Annotated in this window: 21 protein-coding genes and 4 riboswitches; of the genes, 5 read left to right on the top strand and 16 right to left on the bottom strand. The window is 63.6% G+C overall.

Annotated elements, in window-relative coordinates:
* Positions 1-44 precede the first annotated feature (44 nt).
* Entirely contained in the window at positions 45-698 is a 654-nt protein-coding gene (locus ACSKT0_RS23505) for a hypothetical protein (RefSeq protein ID WP_437771876.1), read from the bottom strand.
* A gap of 316 nt (positions 699-1,014) precedes the next feature.
* Between ACSKT0_RS23505 and ACSKT0_RS23500 the strand changes: the two genes are divergently transcribed.
* Positions 1,015-2,067 carry an iron ABC transporter substrate-binding protein gene (locus tag ACSKT0_RS23500; protein WP_437771875.1) on the top strand — a complete coding sequence of 351 codons (1,053 nt, stop codon included), beginning with the start codon at positions 1,015-1,017 and terminating at the stop codon, positions 2,065-2,067.
* Between the two features lie 75 nt (positions 2,068-2,142).
* On the opposite strand, the gene ACSKT0_RS23495 is transcribed toward ACSKT0_RS23500, so the two are convergent.
* Together ACSKT0_RS23495 and ACSKT0_RS23490 are read right to left on the bottom strand one after the other, a co-directional pair.
* Positions 2,143-2,916, bottom strand: coding sequence for an SDR family oxidoreductase (locus tag ACSKT0_RS23495; protein ID WP_437774101.1), 774 nt, complete (start codon positions 2,914-2,916; stop codon positions 2,143-2,145).
* Between the two features lie 77 nt (positions 2,917-2,993).
* Positions 2,994-3,668: a response regulator gene (locus ACSKT0_RS23490; RefSeq protein ID WP_437771874.1), complete on the bottom strand. Its 675-nt coding sequence runs from the start codon at positions 3,666-3,668 to the stop codon at positions 2,994-2,996.
* A 242-nt stretch (positions 3,669-3,910) separates the two neighbouring features.
* Here ACSKT0_RS23490 and ACSKT0_RS23485 point away from each other — a divergent pair, with 242 nt between their 5' ends.
* Positions 3,911-4,114, top strand: coding sequence for a cold-shock protein (locus ACSKT0_RS23485; protein WP_035743560.1), 204 nt, complete (start codon positions 3,911-3,913; stop codon positions 4,112-4,114).
* Positions 4,115-4,132: 18 nt separating this feature from the next.
* On the opposite strand, the gene ACSKT0_RS23480 is transcribed toward ACSKT0_RS23485, so the two are convergent.
* From ACSKT0_RS23480 to speB, 12 genes are all read right to left on the bottom strand, one after another.
* Complete coding sequence (locus tag ACSKT0_RS23480; protein WP_437771873.1) at positions 4,133-4,867, bottom strand: maleate cis-trans isomerase family protein; 735 nt, start codon at positions 4,865-4,867, stop codon at positions 4,133-4,135.
* A 7-nt stretch (positions 4,868-4,874) separates the two neighbouring features.
* Complete coding sequence (locus tag ACSKT0_RS23475; RefSeq protein WP_437771872.1) at positions 4,875-6,308, bottom strand: amidohydrolase family protein; 1,434 nt, start codon at positions 6,306-6,308, stop codon at positions 4,875-4,877.
* A gap of 8 nt (positions 6,309-6,316) precedes the next feature.
* Positions 6,317-7,132 (bottom strand): aspartate/glutamate racemase family protein, encoded by an 816-nt coding sequence (locus ACSKT0_RS23470; protein WP_437771871.1) that lies wholly within the window; start codon positions 7,130-7,132, stop codon positions 6,317-6,319.
* A complete protein-coding gene (locus ACSKT0_RS23465) occupies positions 7,129-7,812 on the bottom strand; it encodes a GntR family transcriptional regulator (RefSeq protein WP_437771870.1) in 684 nt (227 codons plus the stop codon). The genes ACSKT0_RS23470 and ACSKT0_RS23465 overlap by 4 nt, the downstream gene beginning before the upstream one ends.
* 101 nt (positions 7,813-7,913) lie before the next feature.
* Positions 7,914-9,254 carry an MFS transporter gene (locus ACSKT0_RS23460; protein WP_437771869.1) on the bottom strand — a complete coding sequence of 447 codons (1,341 nt, stop codon included), beginning with the start codon at positions 9,252-9,254 and terminating at the stop codon, positions 7,914-7,916.
* Positions 9,255-9,619: 365 nt separating this feature from the next.
* On the bottom strand, positions 9,620-10,567 hold the full coding sequence (locus ACSKT0_RS23455; protein ID WP_437771868.1) for a proline dehydrogenase family protein: 948 nt from the start codon (positions 10,565-10,567) through the stop codon (positions 9,620-9,622).
* Between the two features lie 74 nt (positions 10,568-10,641).
* Positions 10,642-11,496: an ACT domain-containing protein gene (locus ACSKT0_RS23450; RefSeq protein ID WP_437771867.1), complete on the bottom strand. Its 855-nt coding sequence runs from the start codon at positions 11,494-11,496 to the stop codon at positions 10,642-10,644.
* 122 nt (positions 11,497-11,618) lie between these two features.
* Positions 11,619-12,050 carry a large conductance mechanosensitive channel protein MscL gene (gene mscL, locus ACSKT0_RS23445; protein ID WP_236813712.1) on the bottom strand — a complete coding sequence of 144 codons (432 nt, stop codon included), beginning with the start codon at positions 12,048-12,050 and terminating at the stop codon, positions 11,619-11,621.
* A 98-nt stretch (positions 12,051-12,148) separates the two neighbouring features.
* Positions 12,149-13,444: a D-arabinono-1,4-lactone oxidase gene (locus ACSKT0_RS23440; protein ID WP_437771866.1), complete on the bottom strand. Its 1,296-nt coding sequence runs from the start codon at positions 13,442-13,444 to the stop codon at positions 12,149-12,151.
* A 28-nt stretch (positions 13,445-13,472) separates the two neighbouring features.
* Complete coding sequence (locus tag ACSKT0_RS23435; RefSeq protein WP_437771865.1) at positions 13,473-15,005, bottom strand: aldehyde dehydrogenase family protein; 1,533 nt, start codon at positions 15,003-15,005, stop codon at positions 13,473-13,475.
* 12 nt (positions 15,006-15,017) lie between these two features.
* On the bottom strand, positions 15,018-16,475 hold the full coding sequence (locus ACSKT0_RS23430) for a purine-cytosine permease family protein (RefSeq protein ID WP_437771864.1): 1,458 nt from the start codon (positions 16,473-16,475) through the stop codon (positions 15,018-15,020).
* A complete protein-coding gene (speB, locus tag ACSKT0_RS23425) occupies positions 16,472-17,476 on the bottom strand; it encodes an agmatinase (RefSeq protein ID WP_437771863.1) in 1,005 nt (334 codons plus the stop codon). Before speB ends, ACSKT0_RS23430 begins: the two co-directional genes overlap by 4 nt.
* A 218-nt stretch (positions 17,477-17,694) precedes the next feature.
* On the opposite strand from speB, the gene ACSKT0_RS23420 reads away from it, so the two are divergent.
* A complete protein-coding gene (locus tag ACSKT0_RS23420) occupies positions 17,695-19,188 on the top strand; it encodes a PucR family transcriptional regulator (RefSeq protein WP_437771862.1) in 1,494 nt (497 codons plus the stop codon).
* A 35-nt stretch (positions 19,189-19,223) separates the two neighbouring features.
* Here ACSKT0_RS23420 and cycA read toward each other — a convergent pair whose 3' ends face one another.
* Positions 19,224-20,690, bottom strand: a complete 1,467-nt coding sequence (cycA, locus tag ACSKT0_RS23415) for a D-serine/D-alanine/glycine transporter (protein ID WP_437771861.1) — start codon at positions 20,688-20,690, stop codon at positions 19,224-19,226.
* A gap of 50 nt (positions 20,691-20,740) precedes the next feature.
* Positions 20,741-20,849, bottom strand: a riboswitch (glycine riboswitch).
* A gap of 1 nt (position 20,850) precedes the next feature.
* Positions 20,851-20,948: riboswitch (glycine riboswitch) on the bottom strand.
* Between the two features lie 195 nt (positions 20,949-21,143).
* Positions 21,144-21,244, top strand: a riboswitch (glycine riboswitch).
* Positions 21,245-21,344, top strand: a riboswitch (glycine riboswitch).
* A gap of 51 nt (positions 21,345-21,395) precedes the next feature.
* On the opposite strand from cycA, the gene gcvP reads away from it, so the two are divergent.
* Both gcvP and gcvT read left to right on the top strand, forming a co-directional pair.
* Positions 21,396-24,269 carry an aminomethyl-transferring glycine dehydrogenase gene (gcvP, locus tag ACSKT0_RS23410; RefSeq protein ID WP_437771860.1) on the top strand — a complete coding sequence of 958 codons (2,874 nt, stop codon included), beginning with the start codon at positions 21,396-21,398 and terminating at the stop codon, positions 24,267-24,269.
* Positions 24,270-24,282: 13 nt separating this feature from the next.
* Positions 24,283-25,416 (top strand): glycine cleavage system aminomethyltransferase GcvT, encoded by a 1,134-nt coding sequence (gene gcvT, locus ACSKT0_RS23405; RefSeq protein ID WP_437771859.1) that lies wholly within the window; start codon positions 24,283-24,285, stop codon positions 25,414-25,416.
* Positions 25,417-25,830: the final 414 nt, after the last annotated feature.

Below are 25,830 nucleotides of genomic sequence, written 5' to 3'. Positions count from 1 at the left end.
ATCGCAGAACGCGCCTACCGGGCGGTAACCCACATTGAATAAGTTCAGGGCAGATTGTCAGTTTCGCGGGGATGCTGATCCGCCTCCCCGGCACGCGGTTCCATCTCCACGTAGTAGATCGCCCCTGCACCAGGGGCGTGGAGGCGGTGTGTTGCATGACGGGTTGGCCGGTAGTCGTGTCCGAAGGGATCGCGCACAGTGACCCGTTCAAGGTGATCGAGCCGCGCGATGAGGCCATCGACGTCCCTGAGCGTCGCGGGATGGGTCTCTTCTCCCGCTACATCCACTACCCAGGGCGAACTGGGGGCGCTGCTGGTGAGTTCCAGGCTCAGGGTTTCAAATATTCCAGCCAGAAGGGCATCGAGCGTTGTGGGGTAGAGACGGAGCAATCGATGCGCTTTCGGTTCGCGGCGCCGATCGTTGATCCAGGTCTGGCGAAGCCACGTGAATTCGACCCTGCCGAACGAGGATCCCAAGGTCAGCTTCCGGCCCCCCTCCAAGGTCAAGTGGAAGTTGTTGCCCTCCCGGTCCAGGATGCTGGCTGCTTCGTCAACGTACTCAAGGTCTTCGAGCATGGCTGTTTTGGTCGGATAGTACGTGAAATCACCGAGTTCATCGACAACGACGTAGTCTTCCGGAACGGCGCCGGCAAGCTCGGAATCGTGTGACGTTCCTTGGTTGAGGGGAGTGCGTTTCATGGTGGATTCAGCTCCTACGGAGGTCAGCCCAAAGCCCGAATTGACTATCTTCATCAGACCACCAAACCAAGCGGCCGTCGTCGGTCCTTAATGGTTTCCTTACGCGGACAGGAGCAGATTTAGCGTCCGCGTTGCCATTTGTAACAGTCGGCCTCAGCGTGCCCAGAATTACGCAACAATGGCATGTTGTTATTACAGTAAGGATTGCCTTGCCTATCTCGCTACCGTTCCCCGACTCCTCGGGCTGCTCGGCGTGAAGGGCAGTGGTACCCCCCCAACCGTTCCGGTCCCAGCCGGAATCCTTGAAAGGCCCCCCATGAAATTCGGCATCAAACCCGCTGCGGCCCTTGCCGCCACCACGGCCACGCTGCTGGCACTTTCGGCGTGCAGCGGCTCACCAAGCGGTACCGCAAGCGGTGGTTCCACGGCCGGCGCGTCCGGCGACGGCATCGTCGTATACAACGCGCAGCATGAAAACCTCACCGGCGCATGGGTGGCCGCCTTCACCAAGGAGACGGGAATCAAGGTTACGCTCCGTAATGGTGACGACCTTGAAATGAGCAACCAGCTCAGCGAGGAAGGCAAGAACTCCCCGGCGGACGTCTTCCTTACCGAAAACTCCCCGGCCATGGTCCGCATCGCGAGTGCCGGATTGCTCGCCCCCGTGGACCAGGCAACCCTCAGCCAAGTCCCCGCGCAGTACCGGCCCTCCACCGGCGACTGGACGGGCATCGCGGCCCGCTCCACCGTGCTGGCCTACAACAAGACCAAGCTCACTGCAGACCAGCTTCCCAAGTCCTTGATGGACCTCGCGGCCCCGTCATGGAAGGGGCGCATCGGTGCGTCCACGGGCGGAGCTGATTTCCAAGCCATCGTCAGCGCGATGCTTGCGCTCAAGGGTGAAGACGCCACCCAGAAATGGCTGGAGGCAGCCAAAACCAACTTCAAGTCCTACAAGGACGACACCCCCGTGCTCGCAGCCGTGAACGCCGGAGAGGTCGACGCGGGAGTCCTGTACCACTACTACTCCTTCGTCGATCAGGCCCAGACCGGAGAAAACAGCAAGAACGTTGACCTCCACTACTTCAAGAACCAGGACCCGGGTGCGTTCGTCAGCGTCTCCGGCGGCGCTGTTCTGGCCTCGAGCAAGAAGCAGGCCCAGGCCCAGCAGTTCCTGAAATTCATCACGGGCAAAGCCGGTCAGCAGGTCCTCCAGAACGGTGACTCCTTTGAATACACCGTTGGCTCCGACGTCCCGGCGAACTCCAAGCTTGTGCCCCTCAAGGATCTTCAGGCACCTTCGGTGGACCCCGCCAAGCTCAACAGCGAGAAGGTCACCGAGCTGATGACCAAGGTCGGGCTTCTCTAGGCCCCAGGGCCGCCTTGCTGCTGCGGACCGCCACCCCTGTCCTGCAATGGGGCGGGGGCGGCGGTCCGTCAGTGCTCAGCCGACCTTGAAGCCCCCGTTGCTATAAAGAATCTGGCCATTCACCCACGAGCCCTGCTCGGAAAACAGGAATCTCACCAGGTCCGTCGTGTCCTCGGCCGTGCCGAGTCGACCCGCCGGAGTCGCGTCAATGCCCGAACGCCGCGTAGCGTCGTCCATCCACCCGGTGTCGATCGGGCCCGGGTTCACCACGTTCGCACGCACACCCCGGCCTGCCAGCTCGACGGCGGCTGCGGTGACGATCCGGTCGAGGGCTCCTTTGCTCGCACCGTACGGCAGATTGTGAACAGTGTGATCGCTCGTCAAGGCGACAATCCGGCCCCCGACGACGCCCGGAACGACGGATTCCCGTAGTTGCTCGGCGAAGGCCTTGATGAGGAGCCACGTCGCCCGGGCGTTGACAGCGAAGTGGCGATCCCAACTCTCAAAGTCGGTCGTCAGGATCGAACTGTCGACTGATTCGCAGTGCGACATGACCAATCCGGTCACCGGCCCAAGGGTTCCCGCAGCCCTGATGAGCTCAGCCGGCACCGCTGGATCGCCCAAGTCGCCCGGGACGAGTTCGACGGCGGCTCCCAACGCGCGGCATTCGCTCGCGATGGACTCCGGGTCGTCGGCATTGCGCTCCAATCCGACGCGATCGTCGTACGGCCGCCAATAGTTGAGGGCGAGGTCCCAGCCGTCGCGCGCCAGGCCGACTGCGAGGCTCGCCCCGATTGAGCGCCGCCGGCCGACCCCTGTCACAACCGCGACTTTCGAATGGCTCTGCATAGTCATGGTTCGATTCTAGGAAGCGTATCGGCGGCGACGCCCCGTTCCCCGGTGGGTCGCCGCGCGGCACAGCCCCCTCACCGATCGGGGAGCAGCCAGCCGTCGGCGATCAGCAGTTCCCGGAGCGCGGGCCGGCTGAGTGATTCCGGTCCGCTATGGGCTTTGCGGCGGACTGACACGAGGAGCTTCTTGACGCCGTCGGCACTGATGCCCAGGCTCGCACCGACATCCGCCATTGTCCCGCCTGAGCCGCCAAGATACAGCGTGACGGCTTCGTGTTCGCGCGGGGTGAGGCGGATCCGCGGCCCGGGGACGTCAAAGACGCCGGCTAGCTCGGGCAGGATGAACTTCTCGCCGCGCGCGGCGGCGAGAACGGCCGTGGTGAGCACTTCGGCCCCCGCCGTCTTGGGTATGTAGGCCAGTGCGCCGGCGTCGAACGCTTGGCGGATCACCAGGGGCGTCGCGAGGGAACTGCAGACCACCACTTGTGACCCTGTTGAGAGAATGGCGTGGATCTTGGAGCGCAGCGGGATCCGGTCACCAAGGATGATGTCCAACAGGACAACGTCCGACAACTGTCCCAGCGAGGCGGCGAGCTCAGCCCAGGAGCTGAACCTGCCCACTACCTTCACGGTTGCTGCGTTGGCTTCAAGCCAGGAAGCAAGACTCTCCCGGAGCAGTGCGTGGTCTTCGAGGATGTCCACGTGGATCTTTGGCGCTGCCGCTTCGAACCGGCGCCGGAACAACCCCACCTGGTGTTCTCCTTTATGGCCGACGACGCTAATCGTCAACCACTCTGCCGTCCCAGTTTCAAGATCCCGCACTGCAGAGGAGCAAGAAATCCTCAAGATTCTGGCACTAGGGAACACCGAGACCTCCGGAGATCCTTGCGCCCCGGAACCCCGCACCGTAGGTTTGAGGAAGCGGACGTATGCGTCCGGGGGCATCGGGGTTGAAGCCGGTGGTCAGTCAGATTCAGAGAAGGAACATGGCCGTGGCAACAGGTATTGTCAAGTGGTTCAACGCCGAAAAGGGTTTCGGCTTCATTGCCCCCGACGACGGTTCGGCGGACGTTTTTGCCCACTACTCAGCGATCGCCTCGAGTGGGTACCGATCACTGGACGAGAATCAGCGGGTCCAGTTCGACGTCGTACAGGGCCCGAAAGGTCCCCAGGCAGAGAACATCCAACCTCTTTAAGAGGGGACCACAGACGAATCAGGCTAGTTCTGCAAGCAGCCGGCCCCACTTGGGCGCCAACAACGGCGCCCCGGCGAGCTTGAGGCAATGCCACAGCGTCACGGCTACGGAATCGAGGACCGGTACTCCGGTGGTTTCCTCCACTTCCGCGGTGATGTTGGCGCCGTAAAGGTTCGTGCACAAGTAAATGAGCGCGTCCGGGTTCGAAGCAGCAAGTTCCAAGGACCCGGGCATCATTTCCGCGTCCGTGACCCGGGCGAAGCATTCATTTTTGCTGAGGTCCAGGTGGCGGTGGTCCACCGTCTTGATTCCTTCGCGCGCATATGACTCAACGACGGCTTGGTTCACATCCCCGGTATAAGGCGTGAACATGCCGATCTTTTCCGTGCCGAACGTCTTGAAGGCTTCCAGGTAGGCCAACGTTGAGGTCGTTGCCGAAATCCCGGTGGCCTCCGTGATTTCCCGGACCAGGGCTTCGTCATGGGCTGCACCGAGCCAGGAACCCGAAGTTCCGTTCCACGCGATGACGTCCACGTCCGCCGTCGCGAGCAATGCGGCGGCCTCCCTCATGACGGTCGCATCAAACTGTTTGTCCGAGGAATCATCCAGCGCAATCCGGGTGACCGGAATCCGCGTGAAGTGGATGGTCACGTCCTGGCGGTTACCCAGGATCCGGTAGCTCTGCGGCTCCAGGCACGTGTTGGACGACGGCACGATCATGCCGATGCGGGTGGGGCGGTGTGTGGAAGGCATGGTTCTCCTAAGCAGAAACGTTGTCGGGAACAGACGGCGATATTCGGACGGAAAGAGCGTCGCGATGGGCGGCGAACCCGTTGCGGGCAACGAAACGGCCAACCGGGCCGGGATCGTGGAAACCGCCGTCGTCGACCACCACGCGTCCGGCGGAGACGACGACGGCGGGCCAGCCGCTCAGCGTCTTCCCTTCGAAAGGCGAGAAGTCGGTTCCCATGTGGAGGGCGCCGCCGTCGACCTCGCGTTCTTCGGCGGGATCGAAGATGACCAGATCGGCGTCGAACCCTGCTGCGATAGTGCCCTTGCCGGGCACGGCATTGATCCGCGCCGGGCCGGCCGAGAAGACCTCGACGAAGTCCTCCACGGTGCTGTCGGGCGCCATCGCGGTGAAGGTGACGGGCATGCGGGTTTCGACGCCGGGCAGCCCGTGCGGCATGAAGCGGACGTCGTCGGTGCGCTCGCGCTTTTGCGAGAGGTCGTAGCAGGAGTGGTCCGAGGACACGGTGTGGATGGCTCCGGCCGCGAGGCGTTCCTTCAGCCCGGCCACGGTTTCAGCGCTGCGCATGGGCGGGCAGCACGCATACCATTCCGGGAAATTGCTGCCGTAGACAGTGTCATCCAGCGTCAAGTAGTGCGGGCAGGTCTCGGAGTAGGCTTGCAGGCCGCGCCCGCGGGCCTCGGTGACGAGATCCACGGCGCCGGGGGTCGACTGGTGCACAAAGTAGACTGGCGCTCCGGTGTACTCGGACATGGCGAGGGTCTCTTTGACGGAAATTTCCTCGGCGAGCTCGGGCCGCGTGGAATGCAGGTGCTCGATGCCGATCCGGCCGTCCGCGGCGTGCTGTTCGGTGCAGTCGGCGATGATGGGATCGTGCTCGGCATGGATGTACGTGAGTCCGTCCAGACGCACCATTTCACGCATGACCTTCAGGATGGTGTCGCCGTCGGCCATGGTGGAGCCGCGGTTGGTGGTGTACATCTTGACCGAACGGACGCCCTCGGCGGCGAGCTGTTCCAGCTGCCAGGGCACGGTCTCATCCCATGCGACCACGGAGCCGTGCAGTGCGACATCGCAGCGGGACTCGGCGGCCAAGCGCTTCTTGTTCAGGACGGCGTCCAGCGGGGATTCCTGGCCATCACGTGGAATACCAAAATCGATGATGGTTGTGGTGCCACCCCACAAGGCGGCGGTGGAGGTAGTGCGGTAGTCGTCAAGGGTGCGGAAGCGTCCGGTCACTTGGGCGACATGGCAATGACCGTCCACGCCGCCAGGGATGACTAACTTGCCGGACGCGTCGATGGTGCGGGAGGCGGCAGGGACCGGTTCTGCGGCGTCGATGAGCTGGGTGATACGGCCGTCATTGACCACGACGTGCGAAGCCTGCCGCCCGACGCTGTTGACGACGGTGCCGTGGGCGATGACGAGGTCGGGAATATTCACGATTGTCCCTACTTTCCGGCTGGAACGGGGGCGCGGCCGGCAACTGAGGCCCTGGCGGCGGACTGGATGGTGGTCAGGGCGGCGTCGAGGTTTTCGGACAAACCCCGGCGGTGCTTGACGGGCGGCGGCGCAAAAGCGCCTTGGCGGTGGAAACCGGACTGCAGCGCCACAACCGCTTCGGTCATCCGGATTCCGGCGGAGATTCCGTCCACTAAAGGCACGGGGATCTGTCCTTCAAGCTCGCGCGCGAGTCCGGCAAGCGGGGCACCTGCGAGGATGACGACGTCGGCGCCGTCTTCCGCGACGGCTTGCCGGCTCAGTGCCAGGAGGGTTTCCTTGAAATCCTGTTGCACTGTGCCGATGCCGTTGAGGCTCTGGTTGATGGAACGGATCGAGGCAAGCCGGCTGCCGAGTCCGAAATGATCCACGCAGTCCCGGTACCAAGCGGTGATGCGGTCCGAAATGGCGATGATGGAGAAGCGTTGGCCCTGCAGGGCCGCGGCGCAGAGGGCGGCCTCCGTGATGCCGATGACCGGGACGTCGGTGAGTTCCTTGAGCGCAGGCATTCCAGGGTCGCCGAATGCGGCCACGACGACGCCGTCAATGCGGTCCGCTTCCGGATCGCCGCCGGAGTGCTCGGCGATGATTTCGGCGACTGCGCCGGCTGCGATGAGGGCTTCAAAGCGGGTCTCGATGTATTCGACACCGTGTCCGGCGGTCCGGACGATCAGCTCGGTGTCAGCCCCCGCCGAGCGGCGGGCTTCGGCGTCGATCAGCGCGGTGACATCCGCGCTGATGTTGGGATTGATGACTAGCAATTTCATGGTCGTTTGCCTTGCAACTTGAGTTCGGTGGCGGGCTCGTTCTGGGGGAACTGCTCGCGGTACTTTCCAATGTGCGACGCCGATTGGGTTGCGGCGCGCTCGGGATCGCCGCTCGCGATGGCGGCGTAGAGATCGCGGTGTTCCTGGATCAGTTCCGGCAGGTCGTCCACGTGGCGGAAGAGCCAGTGCATGCGGCCTTGGAGCGGTTCCAGCGCGGTGCGGAGAAAATCGTTGTTGGCGATGGCCGTGATGGCATCGTGGAATTCGCTGTTGGCGCGGTGTGCCTCGAGGATTGAGCCTTTCGCGAGGAAACGCTCGGCTTCATCGAGGAGCCTCGCCAGGTGTTCGAGGTCCTTGTCCGTGGCGCGGGCCGCGGCCAGGCGGCAGGCGAGGACTTCGAGCGACTGGCGGACGTCGAAGAGGTCCTCGACGTCTTTGGGGCTCAACCCTGCCACTTCGGAACCGCGGGAGGCCCGGTCCTGGATGAGGCCTTCCTGCCGCAGCATGCGGAGGGCTTCGCGGATGGGGAGTCGCGACACGTTGAATTCGGCGGCGAGGTCCCGCTCCACCAGCCGGGTGCCGGGCGCGTAATGGCCCTCGAAGATTCGCGAACGGATGGCGTCCCGCACGGATTCCCGGAGGGGGCGGTCCGTGGTGGGGGTTTCATCTGCAATCAGCATCTTTGCTCCATTCGTGTTCTCTTGGATCATTGCGCCCGGCAACCCGGAGGCGTACAGCCGAGCGGCGGTTCAGGACCGCCCGGCCGGCCCGGTCAGGCGAGTTAGACCGGAAGCCGTTTGTTGTAGTTCAGGGTCAGCACGGAGACGCCCATGATCACGGCGGATCCTACAAAGTACAGCAACGCCCAGGTGTAGGAGCCCGTGGCCCCGACAATCAGGCCTACCACAATCGGGGTGACGAAGCCTGCGATGTTGCCGCTGAAGTTCATCGCACCGCCCAGGACGCCGGCGTTGGTGCGGCCGCCCAGGATTGAGGGGATGCTCCAGAACAGACCCACCCAGCGGAGGAAGAACAGGACCACTGAAAGGAGCACGACGGCGGTGATCGGGTCTGAGACGACCGTCACGCCAACCAGGCCGCCGACTACCACGACGCTGGAGACGCCCAGCAGGGTGCGCATGACCAGGTTGGCCGAGGCGCCGGCTGCGCGCCACTTGTCAGCAATGGTGCCGCCGAGGATCTCACCGACGAAGCCTGCGCCGAAGATCACGAAAGTGGACCAGCCGATCGTGTTCAGGTTGAAATGCTTGGCCTGGGCCAGGTAGAGCGGGCCCCATGTCAGGAGGCCGTAGAACACGCCGTTGAATCCGAGCCAGCCAAAGCACATGGCCCAGAAAGAGCGGAACTTCAGGTAGGGGAGCAGGGCGCGCTTGCCCTTGACGCCGTCCTTCTCGGCCTCGGCGTCTTCTTCGGCGTGGGAGGACTCGATGTATTCGGCCTCGGCGGCGTTGACGGCTTTGTGGTTGCGGGGATTGTCCCGGACGTACCACCAGACAGCCAGGCCCATGAGGACCGTGGCTGCGCCGGCGATGATGAACGAGTAGCGCCAGCTGCCGGTGGAGGCGATGAGCCAGGTGATGAGGATACCGCCCAGGCCGGCGCCGAGCGGGGCGCCTGCGTCAAGGATCGTGGCGCCGCGGCCGCGCTCCTTCTTGTGCATCCAGATGGCGTTGAGCTTGCCGCCGGCCGGCATGACGCCTGCTTCGGCGACGCCGATACCCAGGCGCGCTATGAACATGCTGAGGAAGCCGCCGGCCAGGCCGGATGCTGCCGTTGCGGCACCCCAGCCGATGCACGACGCCGTGACGACCTTGCGGGGGCCGAACTTGTCGATGAGCAGGCCGACGGGGATCTGCATGAGGGCATAGGTCCAGAAGAATGCGGAAAGCAGGAGCCCAACGAGCTCCGGTGCGAGGTTGAATTCCTTTTGGATGATGGGCAATGCCACGGAGATGGAGCCGCGGTCGATGTAGTTGACGGCTACCAGGATCAGCAGCAGGACGAAGAGCCTCCAACGGACACTCGTGCGTCGCTGCACGCCGTCCTTGCCGGCTTTTTCTTCGCCTTCCGAGGCTATTGCTTCAGTGTTTTGGAGAGACACAGTTTCTCCTTCAGGGGGAGTTTGAGGAGCGGGGAAAGTCTTGAATTGTTGTGCTGGGTGCGGGTTGCCGCGGCAGCTGGACTCGCGCCGGCGGCAGCAGTTGCGGCCCGGTCCTCTTTCTGGGAGGAGGGACGCTGCCGGTTCGTTGAGTCCGTTTTGGGATCCCGCTTTGGGATCCCAAAATCAAAAGTAGATGTGACCCGGCGCACTGTCAAGAGATTTGGTATACAAAGCGAAGAAACAGGATGTGACCGAAGATGCTCCGGCCCCAACCGGAGCGGTAGCGTGCGCGGAGATGCCGCGGATGGGATACCGGGGACCTCAACGTGGACCTGCTTGCCGGGTTAGGACAGACCCGGGAGGGCCTAGCTCGGGTTGAGGTCGGCGAGGGCCGTCAGCGCCCGTTCGGGATGTTCCGCGATGCGGTTGAGGACGTACAACCACCACTCGCCACCGAAGATGACGTACTCGCGCGTCCGGTAGCCGTCCCGGTGGAGCCGGTCGAGAAGATCGGTCCCCAGGCCGAGGAGCATCTCGAATTCGATCGCGCCGGTCTTCAATGCCTCGCCGTGCGTGGCGATGAGCGTGTTGACGAGCTCGTCGTCGTGGGTCGCGAGGGAAAGCGGGTGGCCGGAGAGGATGAGCCGGCTCGCCAGGTCGAGGTAGGCGGCAGTCAGTTCGGCGCTGTTGCGGGGGTAGGCGACGGACTCGGGTTCAAGGAACGCGCCTTTGACCAGCCGAACGGTACCCGGGTGGCGAAGGACCCGCCCGAGGTCTCCGGGGGTGCGGTGCAGGCGGGCTTGGAGTGTGATTCCGACGCGGGGGATCTCGACCGCGAGTTCGTCGTACAGGTCCAGGACCAGATCGGTCCGATCCGAGCCTTCGGCTGAGATCATCAGTCCCGTTCCGAACGGTTCCGTTATCGCGGCGAGGTGGCGTACATGGTCGAGCGCAAGCTCAGGGTCCACGAGGGCACCGAGGTGGGAAAGGTCGAAAGAAATCGTGCTCGGCAGGCCGGTCTTTCCGAGGGCAGCGCCCAGCTCGAGGAACACTCCGGCTTCCGAGCGTGCGAGGTCGGCGTTGCGTACGCTCTCGCCCGCGTATTCGATACTCGCGGCATGCCCGCGGGCCACCGCGGCTGCCGCTACCTCGATCGCGTCGGCCGCAGTGTCCCCGGCCGAGTATCGCCTTGCCACGCGCGCAGCCATTGTCGCCAAGGCCGGTGTGGACATGACTCGTTGCTTCAGGTCTTCATCCAATGCCCATGCCCGGAGGGTATCGGCGGCGCGCTGGAGATCAATCTTGGTAGTCACCCGACAAACTGTACCGGCGGAGTTTGTGGTCGCCGGCGTCGGGTTCACCATGTGAAATCTCGGCGCCGGGCTGTTCAGGGGCGGCTGCCCCTGCGGGTGTGCGCCAGGATTTCCGCGAGCTCGGCCAGCCGATGTGCACGTGCTGATTCCGCCGGCGTGAACGGTTCGCCCGGTCGGGAGAACACGAGCGGGCCGTGCCAGGCGGTGGGGATCTTGAGGAGTGTCGTGGAGGGCCCGACGGCGGCGCCCGCTTCGACGGCCTGACCTTCGGGTTCCGGGGTGACGATTTTCGCCGAAAGGAGTTCCGCAACCGCCAGCTGTAGTTCTTGCGGGTTGTCGGCGATCCGGGCAGCCAGGCTCAAGGCCTTGGTCTGGCCGTCCGCCATGGCGAGTGCAGTGGTAGGCCACACGTGCGAATCCCGGCCGCCGCCGTCGTCGAGCGCTGTCAGTAGCTCTTGCTCGCCGAGGTGGCCCGGAGCGGAAAGTACGAATTCGTCCATGACGGCTCCATCCATGGGGTGGACATGGATGCTGAGGATATTGATGTCGGTCCGGGCCAGCGATTGGGTGATGCGTTGGAGGGAACCCGGCTGGTCGCGGAGCACTGTTCTCGCCCGCCAAAGAGCCGGGGCCAAATGGAGCTTCCGGCGGTTGCGGAGGGCAGGCGCGTGGATCCAGCGCCGTAGAATCCTGGCCGCGGAGGGTTCGGCGACCCAAATGACCAGGACCGTTGCGGTGACGGTGAGGAGGAGTACCTTGGCCAGGTATGGCAGTTGCGTTTCAACCACGATGGCGTGGACAAGAAGTTCGATAGGGAGCATCACGGCGATTTGGGCCACGGTGACCCGGGCCTTCGGAGCCTCAGGCATCTGGCCGCACACTTCGCAGGAGAGCTCGGCTGTAGCGGAAGTCCTCTTGTTCGGCTTCATGGCACTATCGTGCCCGAGCCCTGTTTCAGGCGGATTGCGCCTGCGTCACGATCTTGGGCAGCCCTGGTGGGGGCCAGTTCGGCGCCGACCGGACGCGCCGAACTGGCCGTAGTGCCCGAAACCTAGCGGGCGTTCTCGTTGCTCTTGTTGGCGGCGGCGAGATCGGTCAGGAGGTCGCGGATTTCAACAAGCAGGGCGGTGTCAGCCGGCAGCGGCTCGTCCTCGGGCTCTTCGATGGAGGCACGGCGCTTGGTCAGTTCGTTGATCTTGTTCATGGGCGCAACGAAAATGAAGTACACCACGGCGGCCGTGATCAGAAAGGTCACGAACGCGGTGATGACGGCACCGAAATTGACGAAGGTCTTCGCGTTGTCGGGCCAAATGGAGAAGCCCAGTCCCTGCGCGTTGACTCCGCCGGCGGCGGCGATAACCGGATTGATGATGTTGGTGGTGAATGCTGCGACCAGGGCTGTGAACGCGGTGCCGATGACGACGGCGATGGACAGCTCGATAATGTTGCCGCGAAGAACGAAGTCCTTGAAACCTTTGAGCATGAAATATCCTCCGAGTGGGTACGAGTGTCTGGCTCAAGCAGGGATCAAACTATCACTCCAGTGTTTCGAAGGGGTGTATCGGAGGTAGCTTCGCTCGGTCAGCCCAGAAGGGCGCGGGTGTGGTCGTTGAGGAATATTCCGCGCGGATCGAACTCCCGCCGTACTTGGATAAAGGTGTCCAACTCCGGGTAGAGGCGTTCCAAACGGCTCCTGGTCATGAAATGGATCTTTCCCCAGTGCGCGCGTGGCTCGAATTCCTGCAGCACCGCATCGGCATCGCGGAAGAACTGCCAGTAGTCGGTCCCGGGTTCGGTAGTCAGGGTGATGACGGTGGTGTCGCGTCCCTGGAACTGGGACATGTAGCCCTCATCGGCCTTCACCCAGCGAACCTCCACGGGGTATTTCTGCTCAGGGTGCTTGGTTCGGATCAGGTCCTGGACGGCCTCGACGGCGGCCAGTCCAACTTCACTCGGCACAAAGTACTCGAGTTCATGGAAAGGCGTGGTGAATCCGCCCGGGTAAATACGGTACGAACGGTCCAGCCGGGCACCTTCCGTACCCGAAATTTCGCGCTCGTCCCGGACCTGCGCGATGTTGTACCGCTTGGTGTAGCTGCGGTTTGCCATGCTCAGGCCTGGCGCGCCCGGGAGGTCCAGGAGCTCGCACGAGCCTTCTTCCGGGCACCAGAGGAACGAGTAATGCCTGTTCGCGTCGATGTCGGACTGCCACGTTGCGGTGGTCTCGGCCCAAGTGGGGTACGTGATTTGTTCTTGCAGGTAGTAGCGGTCCTCAACCGCCAACTCCACCTCGAGGAAAATCCCAAGCGTACCTAAAGCCACCTGTGCCGCTCTGAGTTCGCGGAGCTGCCCTTCGCCGATTTCGACGATCTCGCCGTAACCATTGATCAGCTTCACCCAGCGGAGGCTTGACGAGAAGCTCCCCAGATCCTTACCGGAGCCGTGGGTGCTGGTTGAGAGCGCCCCCGCAATCTGCTGTTTGTCGATGTCGCCTTGGTTGGCCAGCGCGAGGCCTTGCTCCCACAACGGATCGCCGAAGGCATTGATCGTGGTGCCGGCAAGGGCTCTGGCACGCCGCCGGACGGGGTCGGTTCCGGTGATCCCGGATAGTCCGGACATGTCCATCAGGACGCCCCCCGTCTGGACCAGCGGCGAGGACGAATGCCCTGAGCCGACCGCCCGCACGGGCAAGCCTTCGCGGATCGCGAAACGAACGGCGTCGAGCGCTTCTTGTTCAGTCCGAGGCCGGACGGTGAAGGCCGGCGTGGCGCTCTGGTTCCCGCCCCAATTGGTCCAGGTGACGTCTGTTCCGAAAGGGCCCGGCGGGGTTGCCGCGCGCGGCGAGACTGATGTGTGGGGAAGGTTCGCGGTGGTCATTGCTAAGCTCCGTTGCTTGTTTGAACGCTCATGCGCCGTGGTTGATCATGACGTGCTTGGTGCGGGAGTAATCGTCCAGGGCGTAAAGGGAGAGGTCCCGGCCGTAGCCGGATCCCTTGAATCCGCCCCACGGTACCTCGCAAGCCAACACCAAGTGCGAATTGACCCAGACCGTACCGAAGTCGAGTTGCTTTGGAACGCTCAATGAGAGGCTTGAATCCCGGGTCCATACCGAAGCGGATAGTCCATAAGGGCTTTCGTTCGCCCGAGTGATGGCCTCTTCAGTGGAATTGAAAGTCTCGACGGTGACCACAGGGCCAAAGATCTCGTGGGTGGCAACATGCGCCCCGGCCGGGACGTTGCTGATGACCGTGGGTTCGATGAAGTAACCCGGGCCTTCCAACGCAGAACCGCCGATGGCCATGTGCAGGCCAGTAGCTCTTGCCTCGGCGAGCGATTCCTTGACGCGTTCGAAGTGTGGGCGGGAAATCATGGGTCCGATTTCCACATCGTCCCCTGCCTCCGGGGCCCCGACCACCAGGGTGCTGACTTCGCGCACCAGGTGTTCCGTGAACTCTGCAGCCACCGACTCGTGCACAAGAACGCGGCATGCAGCGCCACAGTCCTGGCCGGCATTCCAATAGCCTGCGTTTCGCACGCCGGCCGCGGCAGCCCGGAGGTCGGCGTCGGGAAACACAACAACCGGAGCCTTGCCGCCGAGTTCCAAATGGACGCGCTTGACTGATTTGGCCGCCGTCTCCGCCACGGCCTGTCCGCTGACAACGCTCCCCGTCAAGGCGACGAGGGCAACGTCGGGGTGTTCGGAAATCCGCTGTCCGACGGTCCGGCCCTGTCCCGTCACGACATTGAGGATTCCGTCCGGAATGCGTCCGGCCAGAAGTTCTGCAAGTTTGAGGGTCGAGAGCGGCGTCTGCTCGGACGGCTTGAGGACGATGCTGTTTCCGGCGGCCAAGATAGGCGCGATCTTCCAGGCAGCCATCAGGAGCGGGTAGTTCCACGGAGTGATGACGCCGACCACGCCCACGGGCTCCCTGAGGATCACCGAGGTGTGCCCGGTTGCATAGTCGCCGCCAGCCATGGACGTCAGCGTGCGGGACGCTCCGGCCATGAAACGGAAAGTGTCAATGGTGCTGGAGACATCGTCCTCCGCAACGGTTCGCGGCTTGCCCGTGTTGGCGGACTCGATGATTTCGAAGGCTTCACGATTGGCTTCAATGATGTTGGCGATAAGGTTCAGGACCTCGGACCGCTCCTTCGGCGTGGTGGCGCCCCAGGATTTCTGCGCAGCCACGGCTGCTTCAACAGCAACGTCAACATCTGCGGCTGTGCCGGCCTTGACGGAGGCGATGACCTGTTCAGTGGTGGGGTCTACGACTTCGATGAAGTGGGTGGAAGAGCCCGGAACAAACGATCCGCCAATGAAGTGCCCGCCGGGAGGCAGAGGCAGTGGCAAGATGCCTGAGACCTTGTGGGACGCGGGGGAGTTGTTGCCTTCGCTGACGCGGCGGACGGTGAACTGTTCGGTGTCAATGAGTGTCATGATTTTTCGCTTTCAGATGAGGTCAGCTGCAAGTACGGGAGTTGGAACGGGCTCGGCTTCCGGCTTCTTTCGAAACGTGCGTGCCGCGACGTAGTAGAGCGGAGCAACCACGACGAGGCCGATAATCCAGGAGAGGTCCACACCGCCCATGGCCGCTGCGACGGGCCCGGTGTAGATCGCTGTTGCCGAGAATGGAAGCTGGACCAGGGCACCTGCCACGTAGGAACCGATCGCTACCCAGTTGAAGCGGCCGTACACTCCGCCGTCGCGCTTGAAGAAGTCCTCAACCCTGTAATCGCCGTGCCGGAGAAGGTAGTAGTCCACCAGGTTGATGGCCGTCCAGGGAACCAGCACGTACATCAGGAAGGAGAGGAAGTTGGTGTAAAAGAGGATGAAATTGTCGCGTGCGAACAGCGAGATCAGGAGCGCGAATGTAAAGAGGATGATTGCCGCGACGCTTCGGGTCTTGGCTCGAGGCAACCAGTTCGGCTTGAACGTCTGCCCAATAGTGAGGCTGCACAGGACGCCGCAGTAGAGATTCATGGCGTTCGACGCTGCAACGCCGAGGCAGAAGATTCCCACGACTGCCAGGGTCCATGGCTGGAGCAACGCTCCCATGCTGCCGACGATTTCCACGTTGCCAGCGTCTGCGCCCATCGTGACCGCCAGGGTTCCCACCAATGCACCCAGGATCATCGGGAAGAGCGTGCCCAGGACGCAGCCTGAGTAGGAGGCCCAGAACGCCGGGGCCGAGCCGGTGCCGTGCGGCATGTAGCGGGAGTAGTCCGAGACGTAGGGAGCGTAGGCGAGTTGCCACAAGGCGGATACGGAGACGGTGGCCATGAAGCCAACCCAGTTGAAGTTTCCCTGGTACAGGAAAGTGGCGGGCAGGCCGTGGACGAACATGATCCAGACGAAGGCCAGAAGCAATGCCAAACCAGCCACGATGCTGAGGAAGCGAGCGTAGGCGTGGATGAGGCGGTAGCCGAAAATCGTGGCAACAACGCTCACGACGCCGATGATGATGATTCCTGCGTCAACACTGATGTCCGGGCTGACCGCGGCCATTGCTTCGCCGCCGAAGACAAGGTTCGCGGCGAAGAATCCGACGTACATGATCACCACGATGACCACGATCAGCAGCGCCCCGAAGGAGCCGAATTGGCCGCGGGTCTGGATCATCTGCGCCACGCCCAATTGCGGTCCCTGGGCGGAGTGGAGCGCCATGAAGATGCCACCGATGACGTTTCCAAGGATGATTCCCACGATGGCGGGTACAAAGCTGAGCCCGAACACCGTTGTTGCGAGTCCGCCGGTCACGATAGTCATGATCATGATGTTGGAACCGAACCAGATGGTAAAGAGGTCCCGGGCTTTCCCGTGGCGTTCATTCAGCGGGATGGGCTGGATGGTCTTGTCTTCGAGCCGGGGCACTTCGGTGGCCGCGGCGGGATTGCTTCGGGTGCTCATGATGCGGTCCAGGAGGCTGCTTGCAATTCGAGGAGAGCGTTGGCGGAGGCCTTGCCGCGATTAACCATTAGCGCGAGGAGGTCGAAGACGAGGGTGGCCGCGGCTACCGTGGTGATGTCTGCGTGGTCGTAAGCCGGAGCGACCTCGACGACGTCTGCCCCGACGATGTTGATGCCGTTCAGGCCGCGGAGCAGTGCCAGAAGTTCGCGCGAGTGGAGCCCGCCCATCTCGGGAGTACCGGTGCCCGGCGCGTAGGACGGGTCCAGGACGTCGATGTCGATGGAGACGTACACGGGGGTGTCGCCGAGCCGCTCCTTGACCTGTTGGATGGCTGCTGGAACGCCGATGATATCCAGGTCCGAGCAGCGGATGATTTGGAATCCGAATTCGTGGTCGCGGAGGAAATCGTTGCGATCGTAGACCGGCCCGCGGATGCCGACGTGCATGGACCTATCTTCCACCAGGAGACCTTCTTCGAAAGCCCGCCGGAAGATGGTTCCGTGGGTGACGGGCTGGTCGAAGTAAGTGTCCCAAGTGTCCAGGTGGGCATCGAAGTGCAGCAACGCGACCGGCCCGTGGACCTTGTTCAAGGCCCTGAGCATCGGGAGGGCGATAGTGTGGTCGCCACCGATCGAGATGAGCTTCTTGTCCTCGCCGATCAGGGGGAGTGCCTGCTCTTCGATTTCGCGGACGGCACGGGTGATGTCGTAAGGCGTGCAGGCGATGTCGCCAGCGTCGACAACCTGGACTTCGTACACAGGCTCGACGTCCAGTTCGGGGTGGTAGCCAGGACGCAGCAGCCGGGAGGCTTCGCGGACTGCGGCAGGACCGAACCGGGCGCCTGGCCGGAAGGACGTTCCGCCGTCGAACGGCACGCCGACGATCGCAATGTCGTAGTCCGGAACGCGGTCGATTTGGGGGAGCCTGGCGAAGGTGCCGAGGCCTGCATACCGGGGGACTTTTGTTGCGTCGACGGGGCCGATGGGCTTGTGCGTTGTCATTCCAGGATCCTTTGTGCAGTGCTGCCGGGCGGCGATGCCCGCAGCGTTTCGGTGTTGGGATGGGGTGCTCGCCGTTGAGCGGGAAGTAGGTAATCCAATTCTTAGTGACGTGCATCACGGCGTATAGCGGTAGATTGACTACAAATGGCCGGGGCTCTTATACATATGTCTAAGGGGCCCTGAATAGTCCGGAAACCAACGCGCTGGGAGCATATTTCATGGCGATTACAGTGGCTGAGCTCGTGGCGGAACCCCAGCTCGGACTCACGCTTTTGGCCGGATCCACAGGCAAGCACAACCGAATCGCCTGGGCACACACTTCTGACCTGCCGAGGCTGTGGGAATGGGTCACCGGCGGCGAACTGATGATGACCAACGGCCTGTCCATCCCGTCCGACGCCCAAGGCCAAGTAGCGCTCGCCGAGGCGCTCGTCGATGCAGGGGCCAGCGCCCTGGCCATCGGGGAAAAGATGCATGCCCCGGAGTTGTTGCCCGAGTTTCTGGCGGCCTGCGAGCAGCTGCCGCTACCGCTGATTAGCATTCCGTATCCATTGCCCTTCATCGCTATCGCGCGAGCGGTGGCCGAGGCCTCCTTGTTGGAGGAATCACGGCGGCTGCGTCAGACGGCCCGGGTCTATGACCTGCTCCGTACGGCGGGAACATCCGGGGACCATTGGCAGGGCCTTATCCAAGGCCTCGAGGCCGAGCTCGATGCGGATCTATTCGTCGTGGACCGGCGCTGTCTTCATCCCTGGCATCCGGATGGTGAGCCTCTGCCGGACTTCCTGGAGGCGGAATTGGCCCCCTTGACGGGGCATATACCCATGACCGGGAAGAAGTTCCAATGGCATCGGCTGCGGGACCGGCACGTGTTGATGATGGACATCCCTACCCACGCCAATGCGGTGCTGGTGGTGCTGCCGAAAAGCGATCCGCACCCTGACGCCGTCGTGCTTCTGCATGCGGCAACGGTGCTGGGGCTGGAACTCTCACGGTCGGCCCTGTCCTTGGAAGGCCGGCATCGCCTGGCGGGCGAATTCCTCTTGCAGGCGTTCGATGGACGTCTCGGGCTCGCGGAACTGGAGGTCAGGCTCGCCGCTCTTGATGTTCCGGCGCAGAATTTGGTGGTTGTTTCGATAGGGGACGACGACGGCGAGCGGCTGGCGAACATTCACGTCGAACTGTGGCGTCACGGCCTTCAGGCCGCTTGCCTGAGGCGTTTCAACACACTTCATGTGGCGATATCAGCAGCGGTGGCCGATGACGTATTGATCCACTGCGCAGGGCCCGAGGTTCGGATTGGCATCAGCTCCCCTACGTCTGCGGGTGGCATCCAACGAGCACTGCAGGAATCGCTGTGGGCGCTCGGTTCAGCGAAAGGCAATGCCGTAAACCTGTCCCGTTACGCCGAGGGGCCCTCGTGGCTGGGGCTCACCAGTTTCGAGGAGGGGGCGGCGTTGGTTCAGCGGCTGCTCGGCCCGATCTTCACGTATGAACAGAGCCAGGAAGGCGATCTCATCGTGACTTTGAAAACCTACCTGGACGCCCAGAGGTCGTGGCAAAAGACTGCCGCGGCGCTCTTCGCCCATCGACAAACCATCATTTACCGCATCCGGAAAATCAGCGAGTTGACGGGGCTCGACATGACCGAAACATCCACGTTGGCCCAGCTTTGGTTTGCGCTCCAGATACATGAGGCCATGCATAAGTGAACCCCCACCCCGCAGAGGTGGTTGTCATTGTCCGCCTAGGCGCCCGCGCGGAGGGGCACGTCTGCGGCATCCTGGTCCGACTGGAGCTCGTCCTGGAACCTCGCGTAGCGGGCCAGGTGGGCTGGACGGCGGCGCAGGAAGAACCACGCGACACCGAGCATGATGAACCAGGCCGGCGTGACCAGCAGTGCCGTCAGCGTGTCCGACTGGGTGGTCAGCGTCCAGAGCACAAACGCGAAGAACGCGAAGACCACCCACACCATCACGATGCCGCCGGGCATCTTGAACGTGGACGCGATGTGCAGCTGCGGGCGACGACGACGGAATGCGATGTAGCTGGCCAGGATGATGGACCAGACGAAGACGAAGCAGACGGCCGACACGGTGGTGACCATGTCAAAGGCCTTGCCGACGTCCTGTCCCGCGTACATCAGGACGACGCCGGAGAGCAGCAGCACGCAGGAGAGGAACAGGGCGTTGCGGGGAACCTTCCGCCGGGACAGGCCGCTGAAAAGGGCCGGGGCGTCGCCCTCCTGGGCTAGGCCGTACACCATGCGCGAGGTCGAGTAGATGCCGGAGTTGGCCGAGGACATGGCCGAGCTCAGCACCACCAGGTTGACCACGGTGGCGGCTGCGCCGAGCCCAGCCAGGGAGAACATGGCGATGAATGGGCTGTGGCCGGCGGCGAACTGGGTCCAAGGAGTGACGGACATCAGGATGATGAGGGCGCCCACGTAGAACAGGAGCACTCGCACCGGGATGGAGTTGATCGCTCTGGGCAGGTTCTTCTCCGGGTCCTTGGCCTCTGCCGCAGTGGTGCCCACTAGCTCAATGCCCACGAATGCGAAGACCGCGATCTGGAAGCCGGCCACGAAGCCCATGAATTCGTGGGGGAAGAAGCCGCCGTGGCTCCAGAGGTTGGTGAGGCTTGCCGGTCCGGCCTCGGACTGGAACCCGCTGAAGATCATGAACAGCCCTACAACGATCAGTGCTGCAATCGCGATGATTTTGATGAGGGCGAACCAGAATTCTGTCTCGCCGAAGGCCTTCACCGTGGTCAGGTTCAGCAGCAGCAGGATCGCGATAGTGGCCAGGCCCGGGATCCACAGCGGGAGGCTCGGCCAGAGCTCCTTTGAGTAGCCCGCAATGGCAATGACGTCCGCGATGCCGGTGATCACCCAGCAGAACCAGTAGGTCCAGCCGGTGAAGAAACCTGCCCACGGACCCAGAAGGTCTGCGGCAAAGTCGCTGAAGGATTTGTAGTGCAGGTTGGACAGCAGCAGTTCGCTCATGGCGCGCATGACGAAGAACAGCATGAAGCCGATGATCATGTACACGAAGATCACGGACGGGCCGGCCGCGGAGATGGTCTTTCCGGAACCCATGAAGAGGCCTGTGCCGATGGCGCCGCCGATCGCAATCAGCTGGATGTGCCGGTTGCTGAGCTGCCGATCAAGATGGGGTGTTTCACTAGCTATGGCGGGCGGGTGATGAATCGTCATGAGGAACTCCATCGTTCAAGTGGCATTAGCGTGCCACGATGATTCGGGTTCCTCCCCGCTCTGTATTGGACCTGAGAGATTCCGCGGCCCCGTGCTTTCGCATGGTTCCGCTTTGCACCGTCGGTGAGCCCGGAGTTCCCGGGCTGCTTTCCAGAGTTGCCTTGCCGCGGCGGTACGGGGGCCTGAGAGTTTCCTGGGGAGGATTTGCTCCTACGGCGACTGCAGAATGTACCGGCAGGACTCTCCCGCCGCAGATCATCAGCGTATTCAGTTTGGGTGATGCCCGACTCAGTGTGGGATAGGTCACCAAGGAATGTCAACTCCGGCTATGCTTCGTGATCTCCTCGACTGATGATCCTCTGCCGACGGCTATTTCCGATACCTGATGTTGCCCCTGCGTTGACATTGTGTGTATGGTGTGAGCCGAATCACCCCAAATCTGAATATGCCTTTCGAACCGTGGCGGGAGAGTCCTCCCAGTCATCAACCGGGCAGGCGCCGTAGGAGCAAATCCTCCCCAGGAATCTCTCAGGCCCCCGTACCGCTGCGGCGAGGCAACTCTGGAAAGCAGCCAGGCTTCGGTCCGGCTCACCGACGGTGCAAGCAGGCAACCAAGCCTGCGGAATCTCTCAGGTCCGATACAGAGCGGGGAGGAACCCAAACCGAAGCCGTGCCATTGCGGTCGGCCCTACCTTGGAGTTCCTTTTGACTGTTCAATCAACCCCCACCGCTTTCGCAGACCGACACATCGGCGCACGACGGCAAATCGATGTTGGCATCATGCTCAAAGCTGTCGGCTACGACTCCGTTGACGGCCTGGTGGATGTCGCTGTCCCCGATTCCATCCGCCAGGATGTTGCACTTAGGCTGTCCAAGCACGGCACCGACGCCCTCAGCGAGGTGGAAGTCCTGGCTGAACTTCGCAAGCTGGCGGCCAAGAACAAGACGGCCGTGCAGATGATCGGCCAGGGCTATTACGACACCGTCACTCCGCCGGTGATCCGCCGCAACATCCTCGAATCCCCGGCCTGGTACACGGCCTACACGCCCTACCAGCCGGAAATCTCCCAGGGCCGCCTCGAAGCCCTGCTGAACTTCCAGACCATGGTCCAGGACCTCACGGCATTGCCGGTGGCCAACGCGTCCCTGCTGGACGAAGCCACCGCCGTCGCCGAGGCCGTATTGCTCATGCGGAGGGCCAACAAGTCCGCCTCTGCGGGCAAGACCGTCCTCGACGCCGAATGCCTCCCGCAGACCATCGCCATCGTGAAGGGCCGCGCCGAGGCGCTGGGCTTCGAGGTGGAGATCGCTGACCTGTCCCAGGGCCTGCCCGACGGCGACATCAACGGCATCGTGCTGCAGCAGCCGGGCGTTTCCGGCCGGGTGTTCGACCACTCCGCCGTGATTGCCGCCGCCAAGGAACGCGGCGCCCTCGTCACCGTGGCGGCGGACCTCCTCGCGCTCACCCTGATCACGCCTCCGGGTGAGCAGGGTGCCGACATCGCCGTCGGCTCCACCCAGCGCTTTGGCGTACCGCTGTTCTTCGGCGGCCCGCACGCCGCGTACATGGCTGTCCAGAAGGGCCTCGAGCGCTCGATGCCGGGCCGCTTGGTGGGCGTTTCCAAGGACGACGCCGGCACTCCCGCCTACCGCCTCGCCCTCCAGACCCGCGAGCAGCACATCCGCCGCGAGAAGGCGACGTCCAACATCTGCACCGCGCAGGCCCTGTTGGCCATCGTGTCCTCGATGTACGCCGTCTACCACGGCCCCGATGGCCTGAAGGCGATCGCCGAGACGGCCCACAACCACGCCCGCACCCTGGCAGCGTCCTTGAAGGCCGCGGGCCTTGAGGTCCTGCACCGCAGCTTCTTCGACACCGTCACCGTCCGCGTCCCCGGCAAGGCCGGGAAGGTCATCGCCGCCGCCGAAGCGCGGGGCATCAATCTGCGGATCATCGACGCCGACACTGTGGGCGTCTCCGTTGACGAAACCACGACGTCGGAAGTGCTGTCCGCAGTGGCCGTCGCCTTTGGCGCCGGTCCCTTGAAGACCGCTTCCGGCTTCGAGTTGCCGGAGGCCGTGGTCCGCAGTTCTGATTTCCTGCAGCACCCGGTGTTCAACACGCACCGTTCTGAAACCCAGCTGCTGCGCTATATCCGCAAGCTGTCGGACCGCGACCTGGCGCTGGACCGCACCATGATCCCGCTGGGTTCGTGCACCATGAAGCTGAACGCCACCGCCGAGATGGAAGCCATCTCCTGGCCGGAATTCGCCTCGATCCACCCCTTCGCCCCGGATTCCCAGACCGAGGGCTGGCGCGAACTGATCGAAGATCTGGAAGCTGACCTGACGGAGATCACCGGGTACGACCAGGTCTCCATCCAGCCCAACGCCGGTTCCCAGGGCGAACTCGCGGGCCTGCTGGCCATCCGCGGCTACCACCACTCCCGCGGCGAGGCCCAGCGCAACGTCTGCCTCATCCCGGCGTCCGCCCACGGCACCAACGCCGCCTCGGCAGTGCTGGCCGGCATGAAAGTGGTCGTGGTGGCCACCGCGGCCGACGGCACGATCGACCACGCGGACCTGCAGGCCAAGATCGACGCCACCGGCCGTGCTTTGTCTTGCATCATGATCACTTATCCGTCCACGCACGGCGTGTACGACGCCGACGTCCGCGAAATCTGCGACTCGGTGCACGCGGCCGGCGGCCAGGTGTACGTGGACGGCGCCAACCTCAACGCGCTCGTGGGCCTGGCCCAGCCGGGCAAGTTCGGGGGCGACGTGTCCCACCTGAACCTGCACAAGACCTTCTGCATCCCGCACGGCGGCGGCGGACCCGGTGTTGGCCCGGTCGCGGCCAAGGCGCACCTTGCACCCTTCATGCCCGGCGATGCGAACAAGGCAGCACACGAAGACGGCGCTTCTTTGCCAGGGACTGGCGTGGCCATCTCCGCCTCGCGTTACGGCTCCGCCGGCGTCCTGCCGATTTCCTGGGCCTACGTGAAGCTCATGGGCGGCGAAGGCCTGACCGAGGCCACCAAGTCCGCGCTGCTTGCCGCGAACTACATCGCCTCGCGCCTCAACGAGTACTTCCCCGTTCTCTACACCGGTGAAGGCGGGCTCGTGGCCCACGAGTGCATCCTGGACCTGCGCGAACTGACGGCTCGCACCGGCGTTACTGCTGAGGACGTGGCCAAGCGCCTCATCGACTACGGTTTCCACGCTCCCACCCTGGCGTTCCCGGTGGCGGGCACCCTCATGGTGGAGCCCACCGAATCCGAGGACCTCGGGGAGATCGACCGATTCATCGAAGCCATGATCACCATCCGCAAGGAAATCGACCAGGTCGCGAACGGCGACTTCACGGTGGAGAACAGCCCGCTGCGCCACGCACCGCACACCGCGGCCGCCGTCGTCTCCTCGGACTGGAACCGTGAGTACTCCCGCGAGCAGGCCGTCTTCCCTGTCCACCACCTCAAGCAGGACAAGTACTTCCCGCCCGTCGGCCGCATCGACGGCGCCGCGGGCGACCGCAACCTGGTCTGCTCCTGCCCTCCGATCGAAGCCTTCGAGAACTAAAGGACTCCTCACGATGACTGAGAACTACACTGCGCTCTACGAAGAGCACAAGAAGCTCGGCGCTTCCTTCACCGATTTCGGTGGCTGGCAGATGCCCCTGAAGTACTCCTCCGAACTGGCCGAGCACCACGCCGTCCGCCAGTCCGCAGGCCTGTTCGACCTTTCCCACATGGGCGAAGTCTGGGTCAGCGGCCCGGACGCGGCCGCTTTCCTGGACTACGCACTGGTGGGCAAGATCTCCGCGATGTCGATTGGCAAGGCCAAGTACTCGCTGATCTGCCAGGAAGACGGCGGCATCATCGATGACCTCATCACGTACCGTCGTGGCGATTCCAAGTTCCTGGTGGTTCCAAACGCCGGCAACGCCAAGGTTGTTGCCGAGGCACTGGCGCAGCGGGCTGCCAACTTCGACGTCGTCGTCGAGGACGCCTCCGCAGCGACCTCGCTGATCGCCGTCCAGGGTCCCAAGGCGGAAGAAATCCTCCTGCGTTTGGTCCCGGCGGAACAGCACGCCCTGGTCACCGAGCTGAAGTACTACGCCGCCGTCGAGGTGCCCTTCACCTTTGCCGGGAGCATCACGGAACTGCTCCTCGCCCGCACCGGTTACACCGGTGAGGACGGCTTCGAAATCTTCGTGGACAACGATGCCGCCGCCGCCCTGTGGCAAGCAATCGCGGCAGTTGCCCAAGACGGCGAGCTGATCCCCGCCGGCCTGGCCTCGCGTGACTCCCTGCGTCTCGAAGCCGGCATGCCGCTCTACGGCAACGAGCTCTCCCGCGAAGGCAACCCCTTCTCGGCGGGCCTGGGCCCGGTCGTCTCGCTCGCCAAGGAAAGCGACTTCGTAGGCCGCGCCGCCCTCGAAGCCCTGAAGGCTGAGGGCGCCGGATCCACCAGCGGCCGCAAGCTGGTTGGCCTCAAGGGCCTGGGCCGCCGCGCCGGCCGCAGCCACTACCCGGTCCTCAAGGACGGCGTAGTGGTCGGCGAAGTCACCTCCGGCCAGCCCAGCCCCACCCTCGGCTACCCCGTGGCGTTGGCCTATGTCGACGTCGAACACGCCGAGCCAGGCACGGCCCTGGACGTAGACCTGCGCGGCAAGGCTGAACCGTTCGAGGTTGTCGCACTGCCGTTCTATAAGCGGGTTAAGTAGGCCGTGTCGCCTTAAGCCCGTCGGCTTCGGTGGGTGGCTGGGAGCCGCGGGACGGAAGAATCCTCCGCGTGCTCGGTCGCGAAGACGCCCGCTGGGCGGACGTGACGCTCCCGGTGGGTTGCGTGACCGTGGTTGCGTTTAGCCCGTCGGGTCCGACATCCTCTGCATGCTCGGTCGCGAAGACGCCCGCTGAGCGGACGTGTCGCTCCCTTAGACGCATGCTGCCGGATGCCGGCACCCGATGGGGCCCTGCATCTCACCTGCGGCTCAGCTCACCTCCGGTTTAGCTTATGGAGGATGAGCTACCTGCCGAGGGTGAGGCCCACGGGAACCACGGGCCCATAACTGAATCCCGAAGGGCCAGCGTTCTTTTCCGGAACGGTGAGCCCCGAAAACTGAACAAGCCTCTAGCGG

The organism is Arthrobacter sp. KNU40 (assembly GCF_051515115.1).
In the GTDB taxonomy this organism is placed as follows: Bacteria; Actinomycetota; Actinomycetes; order Actinomycetales; family Micrococcaceae; genus Arthrobacter.
This window is presented reverse-complemented; position numbering and strand designations above follow the sequence as displayed.